This is a genomic window from Hymenobacter jejuensis, from assembly GCF_006337165.1.
GTDB lineage: Bacteria > Bacteroidota > Bacteroidia > Cytophagales > Hymenobacteraceae > Hymenobacter > Hymenobacter jejuensis.
This window is the reverse complement of the sequence record NZ_CP040896.1, coordinates 1,829,070-1,853,787: the sequence shown is the minus strand read 5'-3', so window position 1 is coordinate 1,853,787 and position 24,718 is coordinate 1,829,070. Positions and strand designations below refer to the sequence as shown.

Sequence of the window (24,718 nt, the reverse complement as noted above, 5' to 3'; positions counted from 1 at the left end):
CAGTAAGCAGGGCTTTTGTATGTTACTGATTGTCAGAATATTACACCAGCCAGCAGGGCAACGCTAATAATCACAAAAGAAGGAATACGATTCCAGAGCAATACCAGAAACGTGATTCCGACCAAAGCCAGATTAATGGGCGTATCGGGCAGGGGATGATACAGCAGAAAGGTGGCAGCGCATACAAGCCCAGCCGAAACCGCATTGATGCCTTCGAGAGAGGCTTTTATCACCCGATATTGCTTGAGCTGATCCCAGAAGCGGATCAGAAAGAAAATCAGCAGCGTGCCCGGCATAAAAATGCCCGTTGCACCGACCAATGCGCCCAGAATCTGACCGCTCAGGCCGCTGCCTTCCCGGCGCATAGCCAAGGCGCCGATGTAAGAAGCGAAGGAAAAGTTAGGCCCCGGAATGGCTTGTACTAGCCCCAAGCCTGACAAAAACTCCTGGGCTGATAAGTAGTGCTTAAACTCTACGAACTCGGCAAACAGCAAGGGGGCAAGTACTTGTCCGCCGCCAAAAACCAAGCTGCCGTTCCGATAAAAATTCTCAAAGAGCCTGACAGGCAGCAGCTTGGTATAGCTGCCAAGTACGGCCGCTGTCACCAGCACGGCCAGCCACAGCACAAAGTTGGACCACTCAATGTGGAGCGGCTGCTTCTCGACCTGCGGCAGCTTGCGGTAGCGAAACGTGGTAATGAGCCCGCCGGCGAGCAGCAGAATAGGCAGCACCCACGGTAACTGAAAGAAATATGCCAAAAGCGCCGAGGCTACCATCAGGGCAACGGAGGTTTTGGTGTGAATAACTTTCTCCGCGATTTTGTAAGCTGAATACGCCACGAATCCTACGGCTACGGGCTGCACGTACTGCACCAGGCGGGATACCAGCTCTTTGTCTAAGTAGCTGATTGTGAGACCCGCCAGCGTCATGATGGTGACGGCCGGCAGCATCCAGACGAGGATGGTGAGGTACGCTAGGTTGGGGCCACCGAGGCGAAACCCAATGGCCGTAATGGTTTGGGTGGAGGTTGGGCCCGGCAAAATCTGGCATAATGCCATGATTTCCAGTAGCTCAGGCGCCGTCAGGTAACGTCGCTTGTCCACCAGCAGGCGTAGCATCATGGCTACGTGCGCTTGCGGCCCCCCAAAGGCGGTGAGGCCCAGCGCGGCGACATCTTTTAGAAAGATGAAGTGCCGAACGTGCTTCGTGCGGAGCCGGCGAGGTGGGGGAGCAAGCTTAATATCTTCCACGCAATAAATTGCTAATTGCTGATTAGCAGTGGTTTAGTGGCAAAAGAGGCTCGTGATGAGCAACCGCCGATAGCAGACCATTGCTACTCAGGGTTTACGCAATAAAAATCGGTTGCCAACGCGAAGAGCCACAAAACAGCTTCTAGCGCATTGGCAACCGGAGACTTGCACCCAAGGACAAGCTTACTTTTTCAGGCCCAACTCGACTAGGCGCTCGTTGAGAAACTCGCCAGCCGTGATGTCGGGCATCTGCTTAGGGTTCTCGGGCGTAACGCAGCTTTCGAGCGCAGCGAGGCTCATTTCGGAGCGAGGATGCATGAAAAACGGTACTGAATACCGCGACGAGTTCATTTTTTCACGAGGCGGATTTACCACGCGGTGAATGGTGCTCTTCAGAACGCCATTGGTCAGGCGCTGTAGCATATCGCCCACGTTCACCACGATTTGGTCGGGCAGGGCCGTGATCGGGATCCAGTGGCCATCGCGCCGGAGTACTTGCAGACCGTCGGCAGAAGCGCCCATCAGCAAAGTGATGAGGTTAATGTCACCGTGTTCGGCTGCGCGCACGGCATCGGAAGGCACCGCGTCGGGGTTTTCGATGGGGAAATAGTGAATAGGGCGCAGAATAGAGTTACCGTTGCGCACTTTATCGTCGAAGTAGTTTTCGGGCAGGTTCAGATAGAGCGCAATTGCCCGCAGGACGTCTTTGCCCGCTGCTTCCAGCGTTTTGTAGGTCGTGAAAGTGCTTTCGTGGAAACCCGGAACCTCGTTGGGCCAGATGTTGTCGGGGTACTCATTCTTGATCGGATCGTTCTCATCGTCAACCTCTTGGCCCACATGGTAGAACTCCTTCAAGTCGCCGGTGTTGCGGCCTTTGGCGTGCTCCTTGCCTTTGCCCGTGTAGCCGCGTTGGCCCGCCAGTGCCGGATTTTCATACCTTTGCTTCACATCGTCGGGCAGAGAGAAAAAGGCTTTCACATCGGCGTAGAGACGCTGCGTCTGTTCGTCGTTGAGGCCGTGGTTCTTCAGCGCTACAAAACCAATGTTCTGATACGCTTCGCCGAGCTGTTGAACAAAACGAGCTTTACGCTCGGGATCGCCCGAACGGAAGTCGGCGAGATCGAGGGAGGGAATTTCTTCCAACAATTTTTCTTCCATAGCGGAAAATCAATATACTTTTGAGCAAACCTTACGTACTGCGCAAGGTACTTAAAATTCACGTGTCGTTCCAGTCGGGAACGCAGCCGGGCAACGGGTCCGGTAGTCTGTTTAACCCCTTCCACCAATTTCTCATGAAAGCATCTGCTTTACTGCTGAGTAGTGCCCTGTTGCTCGGCTTGGCGGCCTGCGATACGGCCAAACAGCAAACAGAGTCGGCCGCCACCCAGTCTACTATTGAAACCGTAACGACGGGTCCCTCTACGGCTAGCATGGAGAAGAACGGTATCCGGCTCACGCCCTTCAACGACTCGCCGCGATACCCGGAGGCACAAATGCAGCTGAAAACCCCGGCGCCCAATTCGACGTCGCCTTCCGGCGCGGTTGCGTTTGATTACGACATCACCAATTTTCAGCTCACCAAGATGACTGGCGGCATGCACGCCGGGGAAATGGCAAACTCGGAAAAAGGCCAACACATCCACAACATCGTCGACAACGAGCCCTACACGGCGCACTACACAACGGAGTTTACCAAGAACATTGCCGATGGCCAGCACGTGGTTCTCTCGTTCTTGTCGCGCTCTTACCACGAAAGCCTCAAGCACCGCGGCGCCTACGACCTGCGCGTAATCAACGTGGGCCAGGCCGCGCCGCAGCCACGGAATTTCGACGTCAAAGGGCAGCACTTGTTTTATAGCCGCCCCAAAGACACGTACTCCGGTAACGATACCAAGCGTGTGATGTTGGACTTCTACTTGGTGAACACCACGCTGACTCCCGAAGGCAACAAAGTGCGGGCCACCATCAACGGAACGGAATTTGTACTGGAACAATGGGCACCCTACATGATGGAAGGCCTGCCAACAGGACAAAACACGGTGAAGCTGGAATTGATCGACAACAGCGGAAATCTAATTCCCGGCCCATTTAATTCGGTCACTCGCACATTTACGTTGCAACCCTAAGATAATTTATCTTATTTTAAGACCTGTCTGTGTTTAACACAGACAGGTCTTTTTGTATTACCGCGGTACTACCATAGCCAGCCTACTCGTTTGGTATGTGGTAAGCGTGCACTTGGTGTATCGCGTTAGACAAAACATAAGCCTATTTGCCTGCATTATCTACGTAATTTTGAGATCGCCTAAGAGCATCTGCGAACTTACTAGGTGGCAGAAGCAACTGGCTATTTCATAGTACCAAAGGCATTTACACGTTCTGCCGAGTTTATGAGTATGCGGAAACTATTTCTGTCGTTGGGGTTGAGTGTAGGAGTGGCATGCGGCGCGCAAGCGCAACATGCCGTGTGGGCCGCTAAGGTCGTTGAGGTATCGTCGCAGAAAGCCGAGGGCAAAGAAGCCTTTTCGCCCGAAAAAGTATTGGGCGAGCCCAATGCGCAGCCGCTCGGGCAAATCAGCAACGAAGCCTGGATTCCGAAAAAGGAAGGCAATAACGAGTCGATCGAAGTTAAATTCGTTAAATCGTTGATAGCCAAGCAAGTAACTGTTGTCGAGAACTTCAACCCTGGCTCCATTACTAAAATTGAGCTGATAGACACCCGCGGCGAGCGGCACCAGGTTTACGAAAATAAAAATCCCGGTCCGATTCCGGAAACCTTTCGCTCTCTGCAGGTTACGTTTCCGGCGGCTACCTACCGGACCATCGGTGTGGCCGTGACCATGAACACGGCCAAAGTCAACGGCGTCAACCAAATCGATGCCATTGGCATTGCCGATGTGGTTGAAACCATGGTAAAGAAAGAATTCCAGGGCCAGCCCGCGGCGGTTAGCTTCGACTCGTCGATGGTAAGCTTGGGACCCAACGTGAATTCAAAATACGTTGATACTCACCCGGTTATCTCGCCGGATGGCCGGACGCTGTTTTTTGCCCGACAAGAGCATCCCCAAAACGTGGGCGGCACCAACGACCCGCAGGACGTATGGTATTCAACTCTGGCCAACGCCAAAACCAAGGCGTTTAGCCCCGCCAAAAACATTGGGGCTCCCATCAACAATGCCGAAGGCAACGGGGTGGCGTCGGTATCTACGGACGGCAATGCGGCCGTGCTGATTAGCCTCTACAAGCCCGATGGCTCGTTTGACCGACAGGGTGCTTCGCTTTCCAAGCGCACCCGTACGGGCTGGACGCTGCCGGTGAAAATGGAAATCGACGACTTCTACAACAACGACAAGGAGAACATCGACTTCTTCCTGGGTACGTCGGGCAAGGTGCTGTTGATGGCCGTGGAGCGCAACGATACCAAAGGCGAGCAGGACTTGTACGTAAGCTTTCTGAACGAAGATGGCTCGACGTGGAGCAAGCCGCGCAACTTAGGCGGCGCCATCAATTCCAAAAAAGCGGACTTTGCGCCGTTTCTGGCGGCCGATGGCAAGACGTTGTATTTCGCTTCGGAAGGCCACGGCGGCTACGGCAAAAGCGACATTTTCTACAGCAAGCGCCTCGACGATACCTGGACCAACTGGACGGCCCCGCGCAACTTGGGCTCCAGCATCAACTCGCCGGATTTCGACGCCTATTTCACGCTTTCAGCCGCCGGTGACGAAGCTTTCCTGGTTTCTTCCCGCAACGGCATCAGCAACTCGCGCGACATTTTCCGCATCAACCTGACGCCGCAGTTTAAGCCCGAAGTCGTAACGCTCGTACGCGGGCAGGTACTGGATGCTTCGACCAAAAAGCCCGTTATGGCCGTAATCCACTATGAAAACCTGCTGACGGGCGAAGAAATCGGGGTTGCAGAAACTAACCCCGTGGACGGTTCTTACACCATCGTGCTGCCTTCGGGCGTGCAGTATGGGTATCGGGCCGAAGCGAAGGACTATCTGGCCGAAAGCGACAACCTGGACGTAGTGGACCGGGACAAGTATTCTGAGGTCAATCAAGACTTGTTCCTGGTGCCGTTTGCCGTGGGACAGACCATCAAGCTCAACAACATTTTCTTCACCCAGAGCAAGTATTACTTGCGCGAAAATTCTTTCCCGGAGCTGCTGCGCCTGGTGAAAATTATGAAGGAATATCCGGCCCTGGAAATCAAGCTGGAAGGCCACACCGACAACCAAGGCGATCCGCAGCTGAACGTAAAGCTTAGCCAGGACCGCGTGAATGAGGTAAAGAAGTTCATGGTAGGCAAAGGCATCAGCAGCACGCGCATCACCACGGAAGGAATGGGCGGCGCCAACCCAATCGCCAGCAACGACCAGGAGGAAACCCGCAAGCTCAATCGCCGGGTAGAATTCCGGATTACGAAGAAGTAAAGGGACTGCGTTGAGGCGGCAAGCCAGCCGCCCTCACACGATCCTACAAAAAGCCACAAGCCCTTCTCCCGAACGTCAGGAGAAGGGCTTGCGGCTTTTTGTAGGATCGTGAAAACTAGCTCAGGCGTGTTTCATCGCGGCCCGGTTTGCTGCTACTGCTTTGGTTGCCGGGGTTGGCAATGGAATCGCGCATGTCGGTGTCAGCCTGCACGTTACGCATCTTGTAGTAGTCCATAATGCCCAGGTTGCCGGAGCGGAAGGCTTCGGCCATGGCCTTCGGAATTTCGGCTTCGGCTTCCACAACGCGGGCCTTGGCTTCCTGCGTTTTGGCGCGGTTTTCCTGCTCGATGGCCACGGCCATGGCGCGGCGTTCTTCAGCTTTGGCTTCGGCTACTTTAAGGTCGGCGGTGGCTTGGTCGATTTGCAGCTTGGCCCCGATGTTTTCGCCGATGTCGATGTCGGCGATGTCGATGGAGAGGATTTCGAAAGCCGTGCCCGCGTCAAGGCCTTTGCTCAGCACCAGCTTCGAGATTTTGTCGGGGTTTTCGAGCACTTCTTTGTGCGAGCGCGACGAGCCGATGCTAGTCACGATGCCTTCGCCCACGCGGGCCAGAATCGTTTCTTCGCCAGCGCCGCCTACCAGTTGGGTGATGTTGGCGCGAACCGTAACGCGCGCAATGACAATGAGTTGGATGCCGTCCTGCGACACGGCCGCCACGTTTGGCGTGTTGATTACTTTGGGGTTGACGGAGGTCGTGACGGCCTCAAACACATTGCGCCCGGCCAAGTCAATGGCGGTTGCTTGCTTGAACGTCAGGGGAATGTTGGCTTTGTCGGCCGAAATCAGGGCTTTAATGACGCTCGGGACGTTGCCACCGGCTAAGTAATGGGTTTCCAGATCGTTAGCCGATACTTCGAGCCCCGCTTTGGTAGCCGTAATCAGCGAGTTGACAATCAGGGACGGTGGCACTTTCCGCACCCGCATAAAAGCCAGCTGCAACAAGCTTACCCGTACGCCCGAAAAAATAGCCGTGATCCAGAGGCTGATGGGGAAAAAGTATAAAATCACCAGCAGCACAATGGCCACAACGGCAATCGGAACGATCGGTAAATTCATAAGGTAAATTATTGATTTATAAGTACTTGTGTTTTGGTGGTTTCAGTGGCCGAATGGCCAGCAGTACTTCCGCTTCAACGAATGTACAAGTAGTTTTGACTCGGCAGTAAATAGTCGAAAAAGCCAAGCCCCAGCCGACTAAGCAGCCTCTACCACAATGCGATTCTGCTCGATGCGCAGCACCCGCACCGGCGTGCCCGCCGACACAAATTCGCCTCGCGTCACGACTTCGCGCCGGTCGTCGTCGAAGAGAGCCGTGCCGGAGGGGCGCAGCGCCGACAGGGCGCGGCCGGTCGTGCCGGGTTGCACATCGGGGCGGCGGACATCGCGCACGCGCGAGTCATTGACGTCGGTGAGGGCGAAGCGAGCCAGGTTCTTGGGCCGCAAGCCTATATAAAGAATCAGCCCGGTCAGCACTGTGGAAAGGGCGAGCGCGTAGTGCCCGGCCGGGGTGCCTAAGTCGCGGTAGCCCAGCCAGATACCTGCAGCCAGCAGCAGAAATCCGACCAGCCCGACCAAGGTAGTGCCGGGAATAAACAGAACTTCGGCGATTAGAAACGCTAAGCCGAATAGTAGCAGCACGGCAACCGTAATCCAGTCCATAAGGCAACAAGGGTGGAAGTGTTCTTAAAGATACGCAGAAACTACGGCCGTGTATATTAAGATGCCAAGTGCCCTCAGGAGCTGTGGAGCAAGTAGCAGGATGAATTCTTGGTGTAGGTAAGTATATGAATATCAATAATTTGAAGATTAAATGGCTGCTTTGATACTTCCCGCCACTCAACATCTGCTCTCAGCCCAACCCTAATTGCCTGGCGGCGTTGATACAATTTCCTATACTTAGAATTTAGAGCTATAAACTGCGCATGCACCTCAAATACAAAAGCCTTTTTCAACAAGGTACGCTGTTGCTGGCCTTGCTCGGCAGTGCCGCAGCCTGCCAGGAACAATTGTCGGGCCAGGGCGCGACAAAAACTTCTGACACAGGAGTTTGGCTTACCTCACCCGATAAATCGGCGCTGTTTCAAAAACAGGAAGCGAAGCTGGCTTTCAGCACCGCTACCAGCCAAGGGCCGACCATCGAAGTAGATGACAGCCAGAAGTTTCAGACCATCGACGGCTTTGGGTACTGCCTGACCGGCGGCAGCGCCCTGCTACTCAGCAAGATGGGCGCCGGCGAGCGAGCGGCTTTATTGAAAGAACTGTTTACGACCAGCGGCAATAACATCGGGGTGAGCTATCTGCGGGTGAGCATCGGGGCTTCTGACCTCGACGACCGCGTATTCAGCTACGATGACCTGCCCGAGGGGCAAACCGACCCCGAACTGCGCCAATTCAGCCTGGCGCCGGACCGCCCGTATCTGATCCCGATTCTGAAGGAAATCTTGGCTCTGGGCCCCGACCTCAAAATTTTGGGTTCGCCGTGGTCGCCGCCAACCTGGATGAAGACCAACAACAACTCGAAAGGCGGCTCGCTGAAACCCGAATTCTATGATGCTTATGCTCAGTACTTTATAAAGTACATCATGGGCATGAAAGCAGAAGGCATTCGCATTGACGCCGTTACGGTCCAGAACGAACCGCTGCACCCAGGCAACAACCCTAGCCTGCTGATGCCCGCGACCGAGCAGGCAGAATTTATCAAGAAGAGCCTCGGGCCGGCTTTCCGAGCGGCTAAGCTCGACACGAAAATCATTGCCTACGACCACAACGCTGACAAACCGGAATATCCTATCACGGTACTCAACGACGCGCAGGCGCGCCAATACGTCGATGGGTCGGCGTTTCACATGTACGGCGGCAAAATTGAGGCGCTTTCGCAGGTGCACGACGCCTACCCCGACAAGAACCTATATTTCACGGAGCAGTGGGTAGGCTCCAAAAGCAAGTTCGAAGACAACCTGGCTTGGCACGTCAAGACCCTGATTATCGGGGCTACGCGCAACTGGGCGCGCACCGTACTGGAGTGGAACTTGGCATCCGATCCGCAGCAGAATCCGCACACGCCGGGTGGCTGCACCGAGTGCCTGGGAGCCATCACGCTCGACGGCAACGCAACGACGCGCAACGTGGCCTATTATATCATTGCGCACGCCAGCAAATTTGTGCGGGCTGGCTCGGTACGCATTGCTTCTACGAGCGCCAGCGTACTCCCCAACGTGGCCTTCAAAGTGCCCAACGGCAACAAAGTACTGATTGTGCAGAACGACCAGCCAACGCCCCAAACGTTCAACATCCGCTACCAGGGCAAGCTCGCGCCCGCCACGCTGAACGCGGGAGCCGTGGGCACCTACGTCTGGTAGCCTCTCGTTGAATCTCTACTATTTTCTTTCTTCTCTGCTAAAGTTCATGAATTTATTCCCCCTAAAAAGTCGGCTGCTCGGCTGCTCGTTGTTGGCTCTGTTGCTCGTAAGCGGCTGTCAGAAGAAAGAAAATCCGAATTCTAACCCGCAGCCGACGCCTCCAGCTACGCCCACCGCAAGCGTGCCTTCGCAGGTCGCCTTTTGGCTGACGAACCCCGATAAATCAGCGCTTTTTACCAAGCAGAAAGTGTCTCTGTACTTCGCGACCTCAGTTAATCAGGATCCGACAATCGTGGTGGATACGACGCAGACCTATCAGACGATCGATGGGTTTGGCTACACCCTGACCGGCGGCAGCGCTTACGTCATGCACCAGATGAGCGCCCCGGATCGGGCAGCGCTGATCAAGGAGCTTTTTGCAGCCGATAGTACGTGGTTGGGGGTGAGCTACTTACGCATAAGCATCGGGGCATCCGACCTGAGCGACCGGGTATTTACCTACGACGACTTGCCCTCCGGCAACACCGATCCGAACCTCGAGCAATTCAGCCTGGCGCCGGAAACGACGGATTTGCTGCCGGTGCTAAAGGAGATTCTGGCGATCAATCCGGCGATCAAGATCCTGGGCTCGCCCTGGACCGCGCCCTCGTGGATGAAGACAAACGGCAGCCCCAAAGGCGGCTCGCTGAAGCCGGAATACTACGCCTCCTACGCTAAGTACTTCGTGAAGTACATTCAGGCTATGAAAGCACAAGGCATTCGCATTGACGCAGTTACGCTGCAAAACGAGCCTTTAAACCCCGACAACAACCCCAGCATGGTCATGTCGGCGCCGGAGCAGGCGGCTTTCATCAAAGTGGTAGGGCCGGCGTTGCAGGCGGCCGGGCTCGACACGAAAATCATCGCCTACGACCACAACGCCGATAAGCCCGACTACCCCATCACGGTACTCAACGACGCGGACGCCCGCCAATACGTCGACGGCTCGGCGTTTCATTTGTACGGCGGCAACATCAGTGCTTTGACGCAGGTGCACGGGGCTTTTCCGAGCAAGAACGTGTACTTCACGGAGCAGTGGGTGGGCGCCCCAAGCAATTTTGTGGGCGACTTCAGCTGGCACGTCAACAACCTGATTATCGGGGCTACGCGCAACTGGAGCCGAAACGTGCTGGAATGGAACCTCGCCGCTGACCCCTCCAACAGCCCGCATACCACCGGTGGCTGCACCACCTGCCTGCCTGCGGTAACCATCGGCAACGGCTCGGTAACGCGCAACGTGGCTTATTATATCATTGCACACGCCAGCAAATTTGTGCGGCCCGGCTCGGTACGCATAGCCACCAACGTACCAGGCAATTTGCAGAACGTGGCGTTCAAAACGCCCACGGGCAAGAAGGTGCTGATCGTGCTGAACACCGGCAACACGATGCAATCTTTCAATATTCAGTACCGAGGCAAAGTGGTTTCCAGTGCTCTGTATGGCAGCGCGGCCGGTACGTACATCTGGTAAAAAGGAATGTTTTATAACTGTCTTGTAATCAAATACTTGCAAAATGACCAAGTCGGGTAGTGAAAGGAAGAGTTACGAGCTTATCAGCGGCCTGACCAAGGCTTCGGGGCTGTTCATGCTGCTCCTGTTGGCTGCCCCGATTGCTACTCGGCCCTGCGCGGCACAAGCGCTCCGCAAGCCCCCGTCCGTGGCCGTAACGGCTCCGGTTGTGCAAACCCAGCACGGCCGGCTGCAAGGAGTAAGTGAAGGAGGCATGCGCATCTTCCGGGGCATTGCCTACGCCGAGGCGCCGGTGGGCGGGTGGCGTTTCCGATCGCCTCAGCCGGTGCAGCCGTGGCAAGGCGTGCGGCTGGCCTCTGCTTTTGGCCCGAAGGCGGCGCAGGTTGCTGGCGGCGCTGTGCAAGGGGAAGAAAACTGCCTGACACTCAACGTGTGGGCGCCCGCCACGGCGGCGGCTAACTCCCGAAAACCGGTAGTCGTGTGGGTGCACGGGGGCGCATTTACTGGCGGCTCCGGTTCCGATTTCAATGGTGCCGTGTTTGCCCAACGCGATGACATCGTGACGGTTAGTATCAACTATCGGTTGGGCAGCCTGGGCTTTCTGTATTTGGGCGAGGCCTTGGGTCGTGAGTATCGGGAGTCTAGTAATTGCGGCTTGCTGGACGCAATAGCAGCCCTCCGGTGGGTACACCAAAACATCAGCGCTTTCGGCGGCGATCCGGCCCGCGTGACCGTTATGGGCGAATCGGCGGGCGCCAAGCTGGTGAGCGCGGTGCTGGTGGCGCCGGCAGCGCAGGGGTTGTTTCAGCAAGTCATTCTGGAAAGTGGAGCCGTGCAGTCTATCCGCGATACCCTAACGGCAGCCACCGTCACGCGTCGGCTGCTTGAGGAGTTGCACCTACCCGCCGACCAAGCGCGGCAGCTACTTACCTTGCCCACGGCTACGCTGCTGCAAGCGCAGGCGAAAATTGCCAGTGGTCCCGGTGGATTACAGTTGTTTGGGCCGGTGCTGGATGGCAAAACCTTGCCCACGCCTCCGCTGGACTACCTGAGCCAACCCAACCGAACCCCGGTGCGGGTACTAATGGGCACCAATCGCGAGGAAGCAGGCTTGTTTATAAACATGTGGCCCACACTGACTTCTCCCAACCGGGAAGTGCTGACGGCCTTATTCGGCAAAAACGACAGTCACGTGTGGCAGGCCTACACCGCCGCGCAAGCTCGCCAGGCGCCCGAGCAGGCCTGGCTAAGCGTATTGACGGACTATCTCTATCGCCTGGCCACTTACCGAATGGCGCAGACGCTAGCCGACACCAAACACCCGGTGTGGTTGTATCGGTTTGATTATCAAGACAATGAAGGACAGCGGCCTGTTCACGCTCGCGAGTTGGGCTACGTCTGGAACTCACTGCCTGGCACCCCGGCTTCAGCTTCTTCCGCGAAAACTGAGGGCCAGCAGTTAGCCGAGCAGATGCACACGCAGTGGGTGCAGTTTATCCGTACGGGTAGCCCAAGCGCCGTGTGGCCCCGCTACACGGCCAGCCGGCAGATAATGGTGTTTGATTCGGTGAGCCGCGCGCTGCCGCTAACCAGCCCGTATGAAGACCCAGCTTTCCCCGTGCAGGGCTTCGTGCTTTGAAAAGCCGATTACGTAATTAGTAGGTTTTTTCCGGCACGGCCGTCTGTTGCTTGCGAACAAACCACGCGTACATGGGCACGCCGGTGAGCATGAGCACCAGCCCGATGGCGGCTTCGCGCGGCCGCGCAAACGTCGTGTTAATTACGAGGCCGGCGCAAAACACAACCATGATGGCCGGCACGACGGGGTAGCCCCATACTTTATACGGGCGCGGCGCGTCCGGCATTTTCTTCCTCAGAATAAAAACGCCCAGTGTAGTAGCGCCATAATAAATAAAAACGGCAAAAATGATCATGTCCGTCAACTGGTCGAACGTGCCGGACAAGACCAATAAGCTAGCCCAAATGCCTTGGTAAAGCAGCGAATTGGCCGGCACGTTTGCCTGATTCAATTGCGCCACTTTCGGAAAAAACATGCCTTCGCGTGCCATCGCAAAATAGGGTCGGCAGCCTGATAAAATAGAGGCGTTTGTGCACCCAAGGGTGGTAATCAGAATAAGCGTAGAAATAAATAAAGCCCCGTTTGAGCCCCAAAAACTTCTTACGGCTTCTACAGCGGCTATTTTATTTCCGGCTTTATAAATCTGCTCTAGTTCGGCTACTGGCAGCAGCGAAAGGTACGTGGCATTTACGAGCAGATATAAAGCGATGATAATCAGAACGCCAATGGCAATGCCCTTCGGAATAGTAGCCTTCGCGTCCTTGATTTCGCCGCCGATATACCCGATGGAAGCCCAGCCCTGATACGCCCAAAAGGCGGATAGCATGCCGGTAAAAATGTTGCTTAGAGTAACGGGCGCTCCCGTATTCGTCTTGGTTTGCAGGGTGCTAACCAAGGGGTTATGCGCGTTGGTTAAGCCAAAGGCAATGATGGTAAAGATGCCGACAAACACCAAAGCCAGAATCCCGGTGCTTACCCCGGCGCCGGTTTTGATGCCTTTCGTATTCAGCCAGGTAAGCAGCGCAATCAGCACGATGGCTGTAAGCTTAACATTAAAGTCGGCGAAGGGATAAAATACCCCGCCGATGCTAAAATCGGCTAGCGAAGCCAGCAGCGGCGGCAAGGGAATGATGCTGTTAAAAGACTGCGCAAACACGTAAGCAAGCGACGAAATAGCCGCAGTCTGAATAACCGCAAATAAGGACCAGCCGAAAAGGAAAGCGAAAAAGCGATTGTATATTTTTTTGTAATACGCATACTCGCCGCCGGTGTCAGCCAGGAGCCCGGCTACTTCTGCGTTGCTCAGTGCGCCGAGCAACGTAATGATGCCCCCCAGCAACCAACAGATTAATATCCAACCCGAGGAGTGTAATTCGGCGGCCATGGGCGCCACTTTTTTGTACACCCCAGAGCCCAATATATTGCCGATCACGACCACAATCACGAGGCGCAAACCAAGCACACGGTTAAGTTGGGGGCTGCTCATATTTGCTTGTGAGTGAGGCGATTACAAATTGGATAGCGTAGGCTGTTTTCGGGCTACTTCAGACAAAATAGATATAATTTCAACAGCAAGGCCCCTGAAATTTTCAGGGGCCTTGCTGTTGAAATACCCAACGCCGCTATGCCAGCCTCTAATAAGCGCGGGCGAAATACACCCGGCGCGGGCTGGGCTTGCCCGTGAGCATGTCCACGCCGTCTTCGTCGGGCTCGCTGAGGGCCACGCACCGGATGGTGGCTTTGGTTTCGTCCTTGATGCGCTCCTCGGTTTCGGAAGTGCCATCCCAGTGCGCCACTACGAAGCCGCCTTCGCCCTCGAGTGCCTGCTTGAACTCCTCGTAGGTGTCAACGCGCGTGGTGTGCGCCTCGCGGAAGGTGTGGGCCTTGCGGTAGATATTCGTCTGGATGTCGTGTAGCAGTTGGTCGATGCTGTTCACGATGTCGGCCAGCGGCAGGTTCATCTTCTCCTTTGTGTCGCGGCGGGCTACTTCCACGGTGCCGTTGTCGAGGTCGCGCATGCCGACGGCAACCCGCACGGGCACGCCTTTCAGCTCCCACTCGGCAAACTTAAAGCCGGGGCGCTCCGTGTCGCGGTCATCGACCTTCACCGAAATGCCACGTTCCAGCAAGCCCATCTGCATCGGCCGGATGCGCTCCAAGAGTTCGTCGAGCTGACCGGTTTTGTAGATCGGAACGATAACTACTTGAATAGGAGCCAGTTTGGGAGGCAGCACCAGGCCTTCGTCGTCGGAGTGGGCCATGATGAGCGCACCCATCAGGCGCGTGCTGACGCCCCACGACGTACCCCATACGTACTCGAGGCCGCCTTCTTTGTTGGCAAACTGCACGTCGAACGCTTTGGCGAAATTTTGCCCCAAAAAGTGCGAAGTGCCGGCCTGCAAGGCTTTGCCATCCTGCATCAAGCCTTCGATGCAATAGGTTTCCAAAGCCCCCGCGAAGCGCTCGTTCTCCGTTTTGACGCCTTTCACGACGGGCACGGCCATCCATTCTTCGGCAAACTCGGCGTACACGTCCAGCATCTGGCGCGTTTCGGCCAGGGCTTCCTCGGCGGTGGCGTGGGCCGTGTGGCCTTCCTGCCACAAAAACTCGGCGGTGCGCAAAAACAAGCGGGTGCGCATTTCCCAGCGTACCACGTTGGCCCATTGGTTGATGAGCAGCGGCAGGTCGCGGTAGCTCTGAATCCAATTTTTGTAAGTACTCCAGATGATGGCCTCCGAAGTGGGGCGCACAATCAGTTCTTCCTCCAGCTTGGCGTTCGGGTCGACGCGGAGCTTGCCCGGATTATCTGGGTCGGTCTGGAGGCGGTAGTGCGTTACGACGGCGCATTCTTTGGCGAAGCCTTCGGCATTTTTTTCTTCGGCTTCGAATAGGCTTTTGGGTACAAACAGCGGGAAATAGGCATTCTGGTGGCCTGTGCGCTTAAACATATCGTCCAGTTGGCGCTGCATTTTCTCCCAGATTGCGTATCCATAGGGTTTAATAACCATGCAGCCGCGTACGGCCGAGTTTTCGGCCAAGCCAGCGCGTTTTACCAGTTCATTGTACCAGAGAGAGTAATCTTCGCTGCGCTTCGGCAAACTTTTGCTCATGATCGGAGTATCTTTGGGTAAAAGGCAAATCATTCCCGAAATGGTATAAGATTTGCCTTATAGTTCGGGCACCGTTTCGGTGCCAAATTACGTTATAATACCGGAGCAATCCGCCCGCAAAGCGGTTGTACCCGGGGCTTCACTCGTTCTCCTTCTTTTCGGATCAATCCTTACGCGTAAGCAGCCATGAAAAATTATCTAAACGCTTTATTACCCGCTCTGGCCCTGCTTACGCTGGGGGGCTGCGCGGGTACGTCGGCGCTTACTTCGACCACGGAGAGCGACGGTATATACTATTCTTCCAAAGACCGTACGGCCCTGACGCCGGCTGCTCAAGCGGCCTTGGCGAGCCGTAATGAAGCCCAAACAGCTCAAGGGCAATCTTCGGAAGATGCCAACCCGGAGTACAATGGCGACTCCAACAACTCTTCGGCCCGCAGCAACAGCAACTCGGAGTACTACGACGACGATTACAGCTACGCACAGCGCCTGCGGCGCTTCAACCAGCCGTACCGCGGCTTGGGCCTAGGGTACTATGATTTTGCCTACACCGATCCGTTCTTCTACGGCGGTGGTTTCTCGCCTTATGGCTGGGGGCCAGGCTATTATGGCTCGTTTTACGACCCTTTCTACAGCCCGTACTATTACGGCGGCCTCAACATCAACATTGGGTTTGGCCGTCCGTTCTACCGTCCGTGGGGCTATGGCTACAGCAGCTACGGCATCTACGACCCTTTCTATAGCGGTTATGGTTACGGATATGGCTATAGCAGAGGATATTATGGTGGCTTAGGTAGCTACTACGGCGGCAATAGCTATTACGGCGGAAACAGCTACGGCGACCGCGGCAACCGCGGCAACGTGTATTACGGACCGCGCCGCGACCGGAGCCGCGACGCGGTCACGGAAGGCCGGGCCAATGTTGGCCGTGGCCGCTCGGGCGGTCTTGGAGGCGGCGTAAGCTCTACCGGCGACCAAGTGTTGTCGGGTGGTACGCCGGCACCGGCTAGCGGCCGTGGTCGTTTGGCTACTACTCCCGATGCGGCTTCGCAGCCCCAAGGCGTCTATACCCAACCCGACCGCACCCGCGGCCGTGAGTTAAGCACTACCGATCAGTCCGTCAATTCAACAGGCCAGCCCGCCGACAACTCGGGTGGCCGGACGCGCCGGTGGCGCGTGATGGATGACGCTGCTACCAGCCAGCCTGGCACTCAGCCGGCCGCTACGCCTCAGGACTACAGCCAGCCCCGTCGGGGCCGTCTCTTTGGTGGTGGGGGAGACCAGTCTTCGGGCTCACGCTCGCAGCAGCAAAGTACCTACAGCCCTCCGCAGCGTTCCTATGAGCAACCTTCGCGTTCTTACGAACAGCCTTCGCGCTCTTTCGATTCGCCCTCACGGGGCGGTGGTTCTTTCTCATCACCCTCTTCGTCACCTTCGCCCAGCAGCAGCCCGCGCAGTGGAGGCCGTGGCCGCCTGCAGTGAGCGGTCCTGACCAAATCAGAAGTAGCTGAATGTGAACGGCCGGCATTGCCGGCCACCTTCCTTTCCCTTTCATGAAAAACCTCAAATACTGGCTTGGTATAGCTCTGATGGGCTATGCAAGCCACGGCTTTGCCCAAGATGCAAGTGATGCGTTGCGCTATTCGCGGACACAGTTTGGCGGCTCGGCCCGCACGTTGGGCATTGGCGGCGCTACTACCGCTTTGGGCGCCGACTTAGGCAGCCTGAGCAGCAACCCTGCGGGCCTGGGCCTGTACCAGAAGTCGGAAGTGACTTTCACGCCCGGCGTGGGCATTGGCAACACGAAAAGCACCGGTCTCGGCAGCCAGACCAGTGATGCGCGCAACAGCCTGCACATCGGCGGCATCGGCATTGCTTTTACCAACCGGCTGCCCGACGACGATAACACGTCTGACTGGCGCGCCGGGACTTTTGCCATCGGGGTTACCCGCGTCAACGATTTCAACACCAGTTTCCGTTACCGGGGTACCGTCGACGAGAACCGGTCGTTTTTCCAATACCTCCGCGAGTCGCCAGCTACCCAGGCCCAACTGGATGCTGAGTACGGCCAGAATGGGGAGAATATCACCACGCTCGACGGCTTGGCTTACGGCGGCTACCTAACGGACTTCGATAACAACGGCCGCATCTTCACAGTGGGCCGGCAAGGACCCATCAACGTCAGCGAAACGGTGCTCTCTACAGGCTCGCAGATGCAGTACGATTTCGGCTACGGCGCCAGCTACCGCGACCGCCTGTACGTGGGCGGAGCCATTGGCATCGTGACCACGCGCTACGACCTGACGCGTGAGTTTCGGGAAGGCACTGACAACGCCGCTTCGCAGTTCAATAACCTGCTGCTGCGCGATTACGTGACCACGAAAGGCACCGGTTTCAATGCCCGCATCGGCCTGATTTATCGCGCCAGTGATTACGTGCGGGTGGGCGCCTCGGTGCAGTCGCCTACTTTCTCGAAGCTGACGGATACGTACGGCACCTCTTTGAATACCACGTTCAACCGCGCCGTCGATACCAACAACACCATCACTTCGGCGGCCGTAAGCACCCAGCCGGGCGAGTATACCTACAACATTACCACGCCTTTCCGGGCGGCAGTGGGCGCTTCGGTTGTGATTGGCAAGTATGGCTTTGTGACCGGCGACGCCGAGTACGTGAACTACGGGCAGGCACGCCTCAACACCGACAACTCCGGCAACAGCACTACCGGCGCTTTCGACCGGCAGAACGACGACATCCGCAACCTGTATCAATCGGCCCTCAACCTGCGGCTTGGCGGCGAAGCCCGGTACGACATCTTCCGTTTCCGGCTGGGCTATGCTCGCTACGGCGATCCGTTTAAAAACAGCGACTTCGACCGTACCCGCAACTACTTTACAGGCGGCGTAGGCTTGCGGCAGAAGAACTTCTTCCTGGACTTGGCCGGCGTGTATAACACCGATAAGCGTTTCTATCAGCCCTACACGTTAAATGCTGGTAACGAGCCAACTATCAACGTAAATGGCACAAAGTTCACTACTTCAGCAACGGTAGGTTTCGTTTTTTAGTTTGAAGCTTTTCCTCATGAAAAAGGCCGCCCCGGGTTTCGGGGCGGCCTTTTTATTATCCATCTGAATGTCAATTACTTAGCTATACGGATCTGCACTACCAAGGCCGGGAAGGGCGTCGTGACGATGTCCTGCACCAGCAACAGGCCCGGTTTGGGTTCGGCGCCGGCCGTGCGAAATGCAATAACCTGCCCTTTGACCAAGGCGCCCGTGCGGGTACGAGTAGGAAAGGCCACGGCTTCCGTAAAACGCCCAAGCAGTTTAGCGGGGGTGTCGGTGGCGGAAAACTCCGTTTCGGTGAGCTTCGTGCTGCCCAGTTCGGTGGCGCGCTTCGTTGCCCACGGAATCTTGAGAGCCGCATCAGTGGGTGAGGCTAAGCTGATGGTGCCGTCGGAGTTCGGGACGTACACGAAATCTATAAGTCCTTGAATAGCAGGGTTTCGGAATGCAGAGAATTTCGGAAATGCCAGGCCTGCCAACGCGTACAGAAACCGACGCGAATCGTAGTTGCGGGGGCTTTGCAGCCGAATGGTATAGCGATGATAAGTCAGGGCCGAATCCAGGTTGCGCATGGTCAGGCGGAAGCTTTTGCTGGCCGTGCGCGGCGTGGTATTCGCATCCGTGGCTTCGTACGTCCAAGTTTCCTGGCCGGAAGTGGTGCGAATGCCGAACGTGTGCTGAAAGCTGAATTCCTTGGCGCTCTGGGGAGATAGCACCGAGTCCATGTACACAAACTCGGCTTCCGGGGTCGCTAGCGGGTCCGTCAGCGGATTGTAGGCGTTGGGATAGACAATAGGCTCTTTACGAGGCTGATACTTGACCAAAATGCGCACGCGCTGCAACGGCGAATCGTCGTCGGCCGCCCTTGCATAAATCTTGGTGGTAAGCGTGTCGCCGGGGCTGCTGACGACCCGGTTGCCGGTGTTGTAGCGGGCGTTGCTCACAAAGCTCAAGCGCGGGCCCGGCTCCAGCGCGGGTTGGCAAGTACTCAGAAGCAACGTCAAAAAGGGGAAAAGCAGAAGCAAACGAAGGCGCATAGCGGCAAAGGTCGGAGATACTGGCAAAACGTAGCCTGAGTTTGTGGCGCAAGCCACCGCAAGTGACAAGCAAGCACCAGAGGAACACGCCGATTCCCCGATTTATTGCCTCAGAGAACGGGTTATTATTCGTCTGCGGCCGGAGTGCCGGTAGCGCGCATCAACTGCCCGAAAAAGATGCTGTTGAGAAACAGCTTGTTGGTGCCGTACCAGAAGGCGCGGAAATTAGGATTATCTGTCAGCGAGATGATGCGCCCGGCGCCCAGGTCGGCAATATCCGCGGCGGCCGTGCCGCGCAGCTTCAGCTCGTTGGCTTTGGAAATAAAGCCACTCGCCAATGGGTGCTCCGTGTACATCAGCGGGTTGGCATACGAGCCGGGCGAGCGTTCCATAAACACCGTATGGTCGCGGAACAGATAAACATCCGGGTTCTCAAACCCGTAGCCCAGCGGGTGCGTCAGGTCGAGGCGGGCATGAAAAATGGCTCCGGTAATTTCCTGCGCGCTGGCCGCATTTCGCATGCCCACGTACGGAAGCTGAGGCAGCATGCCCGACGGCGGCAGCTTGGTTTGGGCCGACTTGGCGCGGGCGGCTGTCGTTGCTTTGGGCTGCTGGGTGGGTTGGGGCACCGGCGCGGTTGTCGGCGCGGGCGAAATGGGCGTTGGCCCATTGGCTTTAAACTTAGTAGTTGATAAACCATTGTCTGACAACCACTTGGCACCCTTGCCGAGCGCCAGCAGCGTATTGCCGCGTTGTACCCAGGCCCGTAGCTTTTCGCGGGCCGCGGCCGTAATGCCCCCATATGCTCCGTCCGAAGCCACAATAACGGTGTAGCGGTCGAGGTTTACGCGGTCCAGGGTTTCGGGGGCTATCAGGCTGGGCGTCATGCCGAAGCGGTTGTCGAGCAGATGCCACGCTTCGCCTACGTCGGTAGGGCTTACACCCGGCCCAGCCAGCAGCAGGATTTCCGGCTTCTTCAGGGTCACAAAATTGGCACTGCCCAACTTCAGGCCCTGTGGCGACAAGCCCGTGCCAATGCCCATTACCTCGAGCCCGTTCTGGACAGCTATCCGCTGCATCAGGGCATATAACGTGTCGGCAGATATCGTTTGCAAACCTGCCGGCACCATGATGCTGCCGTAGTCCATTTTTCGGTCGCCGATGTAGAAGGGCTCGGTGGCCACTTTTACGGCTAACTTACGGGCCAGCAGCACGTTCAGCGCGCGGGGCGCATAGTAACCGTGCCAGCTAAAGGCATATGCGTAGGCGGTTTTGTCGCCGATCACGCGGCCCGTGGGGAAGCTTACGCTGTCGAGGCGCTGGCCCAGCAAGCCGCTGGCTGAAGCCTTTGTTACTGCGGCCATGTTCAGCCCAAAAGCGCGGGGGAGGGTCCAGGCCGAGATGTCGTAAAAAATGCTGTCTTGGAATTTGGTGCGCTCTTCAAACATGGCCTGAATTAGCCGGAATTGCGGCTGGTCCGTGGGCACGACGTAGGCATCGCTGGGCCCGAAAGTATGGCCATCCAACTTGATAGCCGTTTTGGGCCGGTACACCTCAATATGGTGCTGCCGGATCACGCGGGCTAACTCGTAGGAGCGCGCCGGATCCTGTTCGGCACCAAATACGTACGCCCGCACGTTCTGGCCCTTGGCTTCGCGGGCCGCTTTTTGGTAGAAATCACGCTGATAGCTCAGCAGGTCGGTTCGCATCGCCTGCACCGCCTCCAACGACGAGAGCGTGGTGGTTACTTGGTTGCGGATCGTGAAGGGAAAGCGCAGCACGCCGTTAGTGCTTTCCTGGGCATGACCACGCGAGCTGGCCTGCTCAAACAGAATGCCCACGGCGCCGTTCACATCGGGGTAAGTCGAGCCCTTGCCATAATAAAAGTCGTCGTAGCTCTCCTCGGTGAAGTAGAGCGAACCGATTTTGTCGAGCGCCTTGGCGTGGTACGCCCCGATTTTCTGAGTCAGCTCAAAGTTGCGGTCGGGCGTGAGCGGGTGCTTGCGCGAAGGCACGCCCGGCTGGAAGAAGAACGTCGAGTTGGAGCCCATTTCGTGGTGGTCCGTGAGCAGGTTGGGCTTCCAGTCGTGGAACTGCTTGAGCCGGCCCCTGGACTCGGGGTGCTGCAACGGCAACCAATCGCGGTTCAGGTCGAACCAATAATGATTGAAGCGGCCACCGGGCCATACTTCGTTCTGTTCCAGGTTGTTAGGATCAGTTACTAAGTTGGTGCTGCGGTGCGAGTTCACCCATGTAGAAAACCGAGTCATGCCGTCGGGGTTGATGCTGGGGTCGACTAGCACCACGGTGTTACGCAACAGTTCATCGATGGCTGGGCCTTGTGCGGCGGCCAAATAATACACGGCCAGCAGCGAAGCGTTGGTGCCGCTCGGCTCGTTGCCGTGCACGCTGTACCCCATCCAGAACACGACCGGCATCCGGCTCACATCGAGTTGTCCCGACACGGTCGGGTCGGTCAGTTTATGGTGATCCGCCTTGATCTGGACGATGTTGCGCTGATTTTCCGGCGACGTAATGGTGAGAAGCAGCAGCGGCCGGTGCTCGTGGGTACGCGCGTATTCGGTGAGGGTAACGCGGTCGGAAGCGGCATCCACGGCGCGCATGTAGGTTACTAGCTGGTCGTGGCTTACGTGCCACTCGCCCACTTCGTAGCCCAGCACCGAGGCGGGCGTCGGAATAGCCGGGTTGTAGGTTACCGTCTGGGGCAGGTAATACGCCAGGTTGGGTTTGGTCTGGGCTTGGCCCGCAAGTGCCACCAGCAAAGCCAGCAGCAAACCGTAGAGTTTTCTCATAAGATCAGAGGAAAGCGCATTTAATCGGCCAAATTATCTTCTGGCCGAGGGTGGATGCCGCAACTTAACATAGCGGACCCAACTTGCAGAGTAGCAGAGCAAAAAAGACCGATTGGCGAGGCAAGATACGTTTCCGGGCTGGCCGCTTCTCGGTGCTTTCAGTGCGCCGTGCATTCTTTGCTGCCCCGGTTTAGTCTTTACCTTTAACGCGGGCATTCTTGCCCCTATTCTCCGACTATTTTACTCAATGAAATTACGCTCCCTTGGTCTGGCGCTGCTGCTTGCTACAGCCAGCCCAGCACTCGTGCCGCTTACTGCCCCCGTGGCGATGGCGCAGCAAAAACAAGCCATTACCCTCGAAGATATATGGGCCAAACCCACCTTTCAGGAGCGCTCGGTGCCGGGCTTCAACTGGATGCGCGACGGCCGCTTTTATTCCTCGCTCGACAACGGCAGCCTTGTGCAGCACGACGTGGCCACGGGCCAGCCGGTGCAAACCCTGGTGGCGCGTGATGCCATGCAGGTAACGGGCAGCAATCAGCTCATCGAGGCCGAAGACTACGCCTTCAATGCCGACGAGAAGAAAATCCTGTTCAGCACCGATACCGAGCCCATTTACCGGCGTTCGAGCCGGGCCTACTATTTTGTTTACGACCGCGGCACCCGCAAAATGGTACCCCTGAGCACCGGCGACAAACAGAGCTACGCCACGTTTTCACCCGATGGCAAGCGCGTGGCTTTTGTGCGTGATAACAACTTGTTTGTGACGGACTTAGCTACCATGCAGGAAAAGGCCGTCACGACCAACGGGGCGTTCAACAACATCATCAACGGCAGCACCGACTGGGTGTACGAAGAGGAATTTGAGTTTGCGCAGGCCTTTTTCTGGTCGCCCGACAGCCGGCAAATCGCCTTCTACACTTTCGACGAAAGCCAGGTGCCGGAGTACAACATGCAGATATGGGGGCCGCTGTACCCGATTGATTACCGCTACAAATACCCCAAAGCCGGCGAGAAAAACTCCGTTGTCAGCATCTCGGCTTACGAGGTAGCCGCTGGCCGCACCACCAAAATGGACGTGGGCCCCGAGCCAAACCAATACATCCCGCGCATCAACTGGACGCAGACGCCTAACCTGCTCAGCATCCGCCGCCTGAACCGCTTGCAGAACAAACTGGAGATTCTGCACGCCGACGCCACCACCGGCAAAACCCAAGTCGTGCTCACGGACACCGACAACGCCTACGTTGAGGTAAATGATGATTTGCGGTATCTATCCGATAATAAGCACTTTGTATATAGCTCAGAGCGAGATGGTTACCGCCATCTTTACCTCTACGACCTGCGGGGCAAGCTCGTCACGCAGCTCACCAAAGGGGCATGGGAAGTGACGGAAATCGATGGGTTCGACGAAGAGCACGGCCTGATTTACTTCACGAGCACCGAGGCTTCGCCTCTGCAGCGCCACCTCTACCGCGTTAGTCTGAAGGGAAAAGGCAAAACTCGCCTCAGCGAAGCCGGCTCCAGCACCGACGAGGTAAACATGAGCCCCGACTGCCGCTTTTACCTGAATTATCGTTCTTCCAATGGCACCCCGACTACCGTAAGCCTGCGCCGCGGCAGCGACGGCAAGCTGGTGAAAGTGCTGGAAGACAACGCCCCGCTGCGTCAGACGCTTACTCAGTATAATCTCGGCAAGCTCGACTTCTTCACTTTTAAAACCACGGAAGGCGTCACGCTCAACGGCTCCATGCTGAAACCCGCCAGCTTCGACGCTGCCAAAAAGTACCCGGTGCTGATGTACGTGTACGGCGGTCCCGGCTCCCAAACCGTGAAGGACGACGCCGGCGCCGGCCTGGCGTTTACTGATTACCTGTGGCATCAGATGCTGGCCCAAAATGGCTACATCGTGGTGTCCATTGACAACCGCGGCACGGGTGCGCGCGGGGCGGCCTTCAAGAAGGCCACATATGCCAATCTGGGCAAGCTTGAAACCATCGACCAAGGCGAAGGCGCCAAATACCTCGGCACCCTGCCTTTCGTCGACAAAGCCCGCATCGGCATCTGGGGCTGGAGCTACGGCGGCTACATGACGGCCTTGGCCATGACCAAGCAAGCGGACCTGTTCAAGATGGGCATCTCGGTTTCGCCCGTTACCAACTGGCGCTACTACGATACCGTCTATACCGAGCGCTTTCTGAAAACGCCGCAGGAAAACCCAGCCGGCTACGACGAGAACTCGCCCGTGCAGTTTGCTAACCAATTGAAAGGTAAGTACTTGCTAGTGCACGGCACCGGCGACGACAACGTGCATTTTCAAAACTCCATTGCCTGGGTTGATGCTCTGATTCGGGAAAATAAGGATTACCAGACGCTGTATTACCCCAATCGCAACCACGGCATTTACGGCGGCAACACGCGGCTGCACCTCTACCGCCAGATGACGGATTTCGTGCTGAAGAACTTGTAAAAGCGGGCTCTAAAATGTCCTGATATTTATA

At 56.7% G+C, this 24,718-nt stretch carries 16 protein-coding genes; 8 read left to right on the top strand and 8 right to left on the bottom strand.

What is annotated here, in order from left to right:
* Positions 1-32: 32 nt before the first annotated feature.
* Together chrA and FHG12_RS07500 are read right to left on the bottom strand one after the other, a co-directional pair.
* Positions 33-1,250 carry a chromate efflux transporter gene (gene chrA, locus FHG12_RS07505; RefSeq protein WP_230471320.1) on the bottom strand — a complete coding sequence of 406 codons (1,218 nt, stop codon included), beginning with the start codon at positions 1,248-1,250 and terminating at the stop codon, positions 33-35.
* A gap of 183 nt (positions 1,251-1,433) precedes the next feature.
* Positions 1,434-2,408 (bottom strand): isopenicillin N synthase family dioxygenase, encoded by a 975-nt coding sequence (locus FHG12_RS07500; RefSeq protein WP_139515144.1) that lies wholly within the window; start codon positions 2,406-2,408, stop codon positions 1,434-1,436.
* Between the two features lie 134 nt (positions 2,409-2,542).
* On the opposite strand from FHG12_RS07500, the gene FHG12_RS07495 reads away from it, so the two are divergent.
* Both FHG12_RS07495 and FHG12_RS07490 read left to right on the top strand, forming a co-directional pair.
* A complete protein-coding gene (locus FHG12_RS07495) occupies positions 2,543-3,376 on the top strand; it encodes a hypothetical protein (protein WP_139515143.1) in 834 nt (277 codons plus the stop codon).
* Positions 3,377-3,646: 270 nt separating this feature from the next.
* Complete coding sequence (locus FHG12_RS07490) at positions 3,647-5,683, top strand: OmpA family protein (protein ID WP_165699329.1); 2,037 nt, start codon at positions 3,647-3,649, stop codon at positions 5,681-5,683.
* Between the two features lie 115 nt (positions 5,684-5,798).
* Here FHG12_RS07490 and floA read toward each other — a convergent pair whose 3' ends face one another.
* Positions 5,799-6,800 (bottom strand): flotillin-like protein FloA, encoded by a 1,002-nt coding sequence (gene floA / locus FHG12_RS07485; protein ID WP_139515141.1) that lies wholly within the window; start codon positions 6,798-6,800, stop codon positions 5,799-5,801.
* Between the two features lie 138 nt (positions 6,801-6,938).
* Positions 6,939-7,403 (bottom strand): NfeD family protein, encoded by a 465-nt coding sequence (locus FHG12_RS07480; protein ID WP_139515140.1) that lies wholly within the window; start codon positions 7,401-7,403, stop codon positions 6,939-6,941.
* A 263-nt stretch (positions 7,404-7,666) separates the two neighbouring features.
* Here FHG12_RS07480 and FHG12_RS07475 point away from each other — a divergent pair, with 263 nt between their 5' ends.
* Genes FHG12_RS07475 through FHG12_RS07465 form a run of 3 tightly spaced genes read left to right on the top strand, consistent with a single transcriptional unit; the run spans position 7,667 to position 12,252 of the window.
* Positions 7,667-9,103 carry a glycoside hydrolase family 30 protein gene (locus FHG12_RS07475; RefSeq protein ID WP_139515139.1) on the top strand — a complete coding sequence of 479 codons (1,437 nt, stop codon included), beginning with the start codon at positions 7,667-7,669 and terminating at the stop codon, positions 9,101-9,103.
* A 46-nt stretch (positions 9,104-9,149) separates the two neighbouring features.
* Positions 9,150-10,613, top strand: a complete 1,464-nt coding sequence (locus tag FHG12_RS07470; RefSeq protein WP_139515138.1) for a glycoside hydrolase family 30 protein — start codon at positions 9,150-9,152, stop codon at positions 10,611-10,613.
* Between the two features lie 43 nt (positions 10,614-10,656).
* Entirely contained in the window at positions 10,657-12,252 is a 1,596-nt protein-coding gene (locus FHG12_RS07465; RefSeq protein WP_139515137.1) for a carboxylesterase/lipase family protein, read from the top strand.
* A 16-nt stretch (positions 12,253-12,268) separates the two neighbouring features.
* On the opposite strand, the gene FHG12_RS07460 is transcribed toward FHG12_RS07465, so the two are convergent.
* Together FHG12_RS07460 and proS are read right to left on the bottom strand one after the other, a co-directional pair.
* Complete coding sequence (locus tag FHG12_RS07460) at positions 12,269-13,678, bottom strand: APC family permease (protein WP_139515136.1); 1,410 nt, start codon at positions 13,676-13,678, stop codon at positions 12,269-12,271.
* Positions 13,679-13,826: 148 nt separating this feature from the next.
* Entirely contained in the window at positions 13,827-15,302 is a 1,476-nt protein-coding gene (gene proS / locus FHG12_RS07455) for a proline--tRNA ligase (RefSeq protein ID WP_139515135.1), read from the bottom strand.
* Positions 15,303-15,488: 186 nt separating this feature from the next.
* Here proS and FHG12_RS07450 point away from each other — a divergent pair, with 186 nt between their 5' ends.
* Positions 15,489-16,784 (top strand): hypothetical protein, encoded by a 1,296-nt coding sequence (locus FHG12_RS07450; protein WP_139515134.1) that lies wholly within the window; start codon positions 15,489-15,491, stop codon positions 16,782-16,784.
* Positions 16,785-16,855: 71 nt separating this feature from the next.
* Positions 16,856-18,367 (top strand): OmpP1/FadL family transporter, encoded by a 1,512-nt coding sequence (locus FHG12_RS07445; protein WP_139515133.1) that lies wholly within the window; start codon positions 16,856-16,858, stop codon positions 18,365-18,367.
* A gap of 74 nt (positions 18,368-18,441) precedes the next feature.
* On the opposite strand, the gene FHG12_RS07440 is transcribed toward FHG12_RS07445, so the two are convergent.
* Positions 18,442-19,404, bottom strand: a complete 963-nt coding sequence (locus tag FHG12_RS07440; RefSeq protein WP_139515132.1) for a hypothetical protein — start codon at positions 19,402-19,404, stop codon at positions 18,442-18,444.
* A 125-nt stretch (positions 19,405-19,529) separates the two neighbouring features.
* Positions 19,530-22,217, bottom strand: a complete 2,688-nt coding sequence (locus FHG12_RS07435) for a M14 metallopeptidase family protein (protein ID WP_230471319.1) — start codon at positions 22,215-22,217, stop codon at positions 19,530-19,532.
* A gap of 247 nt (positions 22,218-22,464) precedes the next feature.
* On the opposite strand from FHG12_RS07435, the gene FHG12_RS07430 reads away from it, so the two are divergent.
* Positions 22,465-24,687 (top strand): S9 family peptidase, encoded by a 2,223-nt coding sequence (locus FHG12_RS07430; RefSeq protein ID WP_139515131.1) that lies wholly within the window; start codon positions 22,465-22,467, stop codon positions 24,685-24,687.
* Positions 24,688-24,718 lie beyond the last annotated feature (31 nt).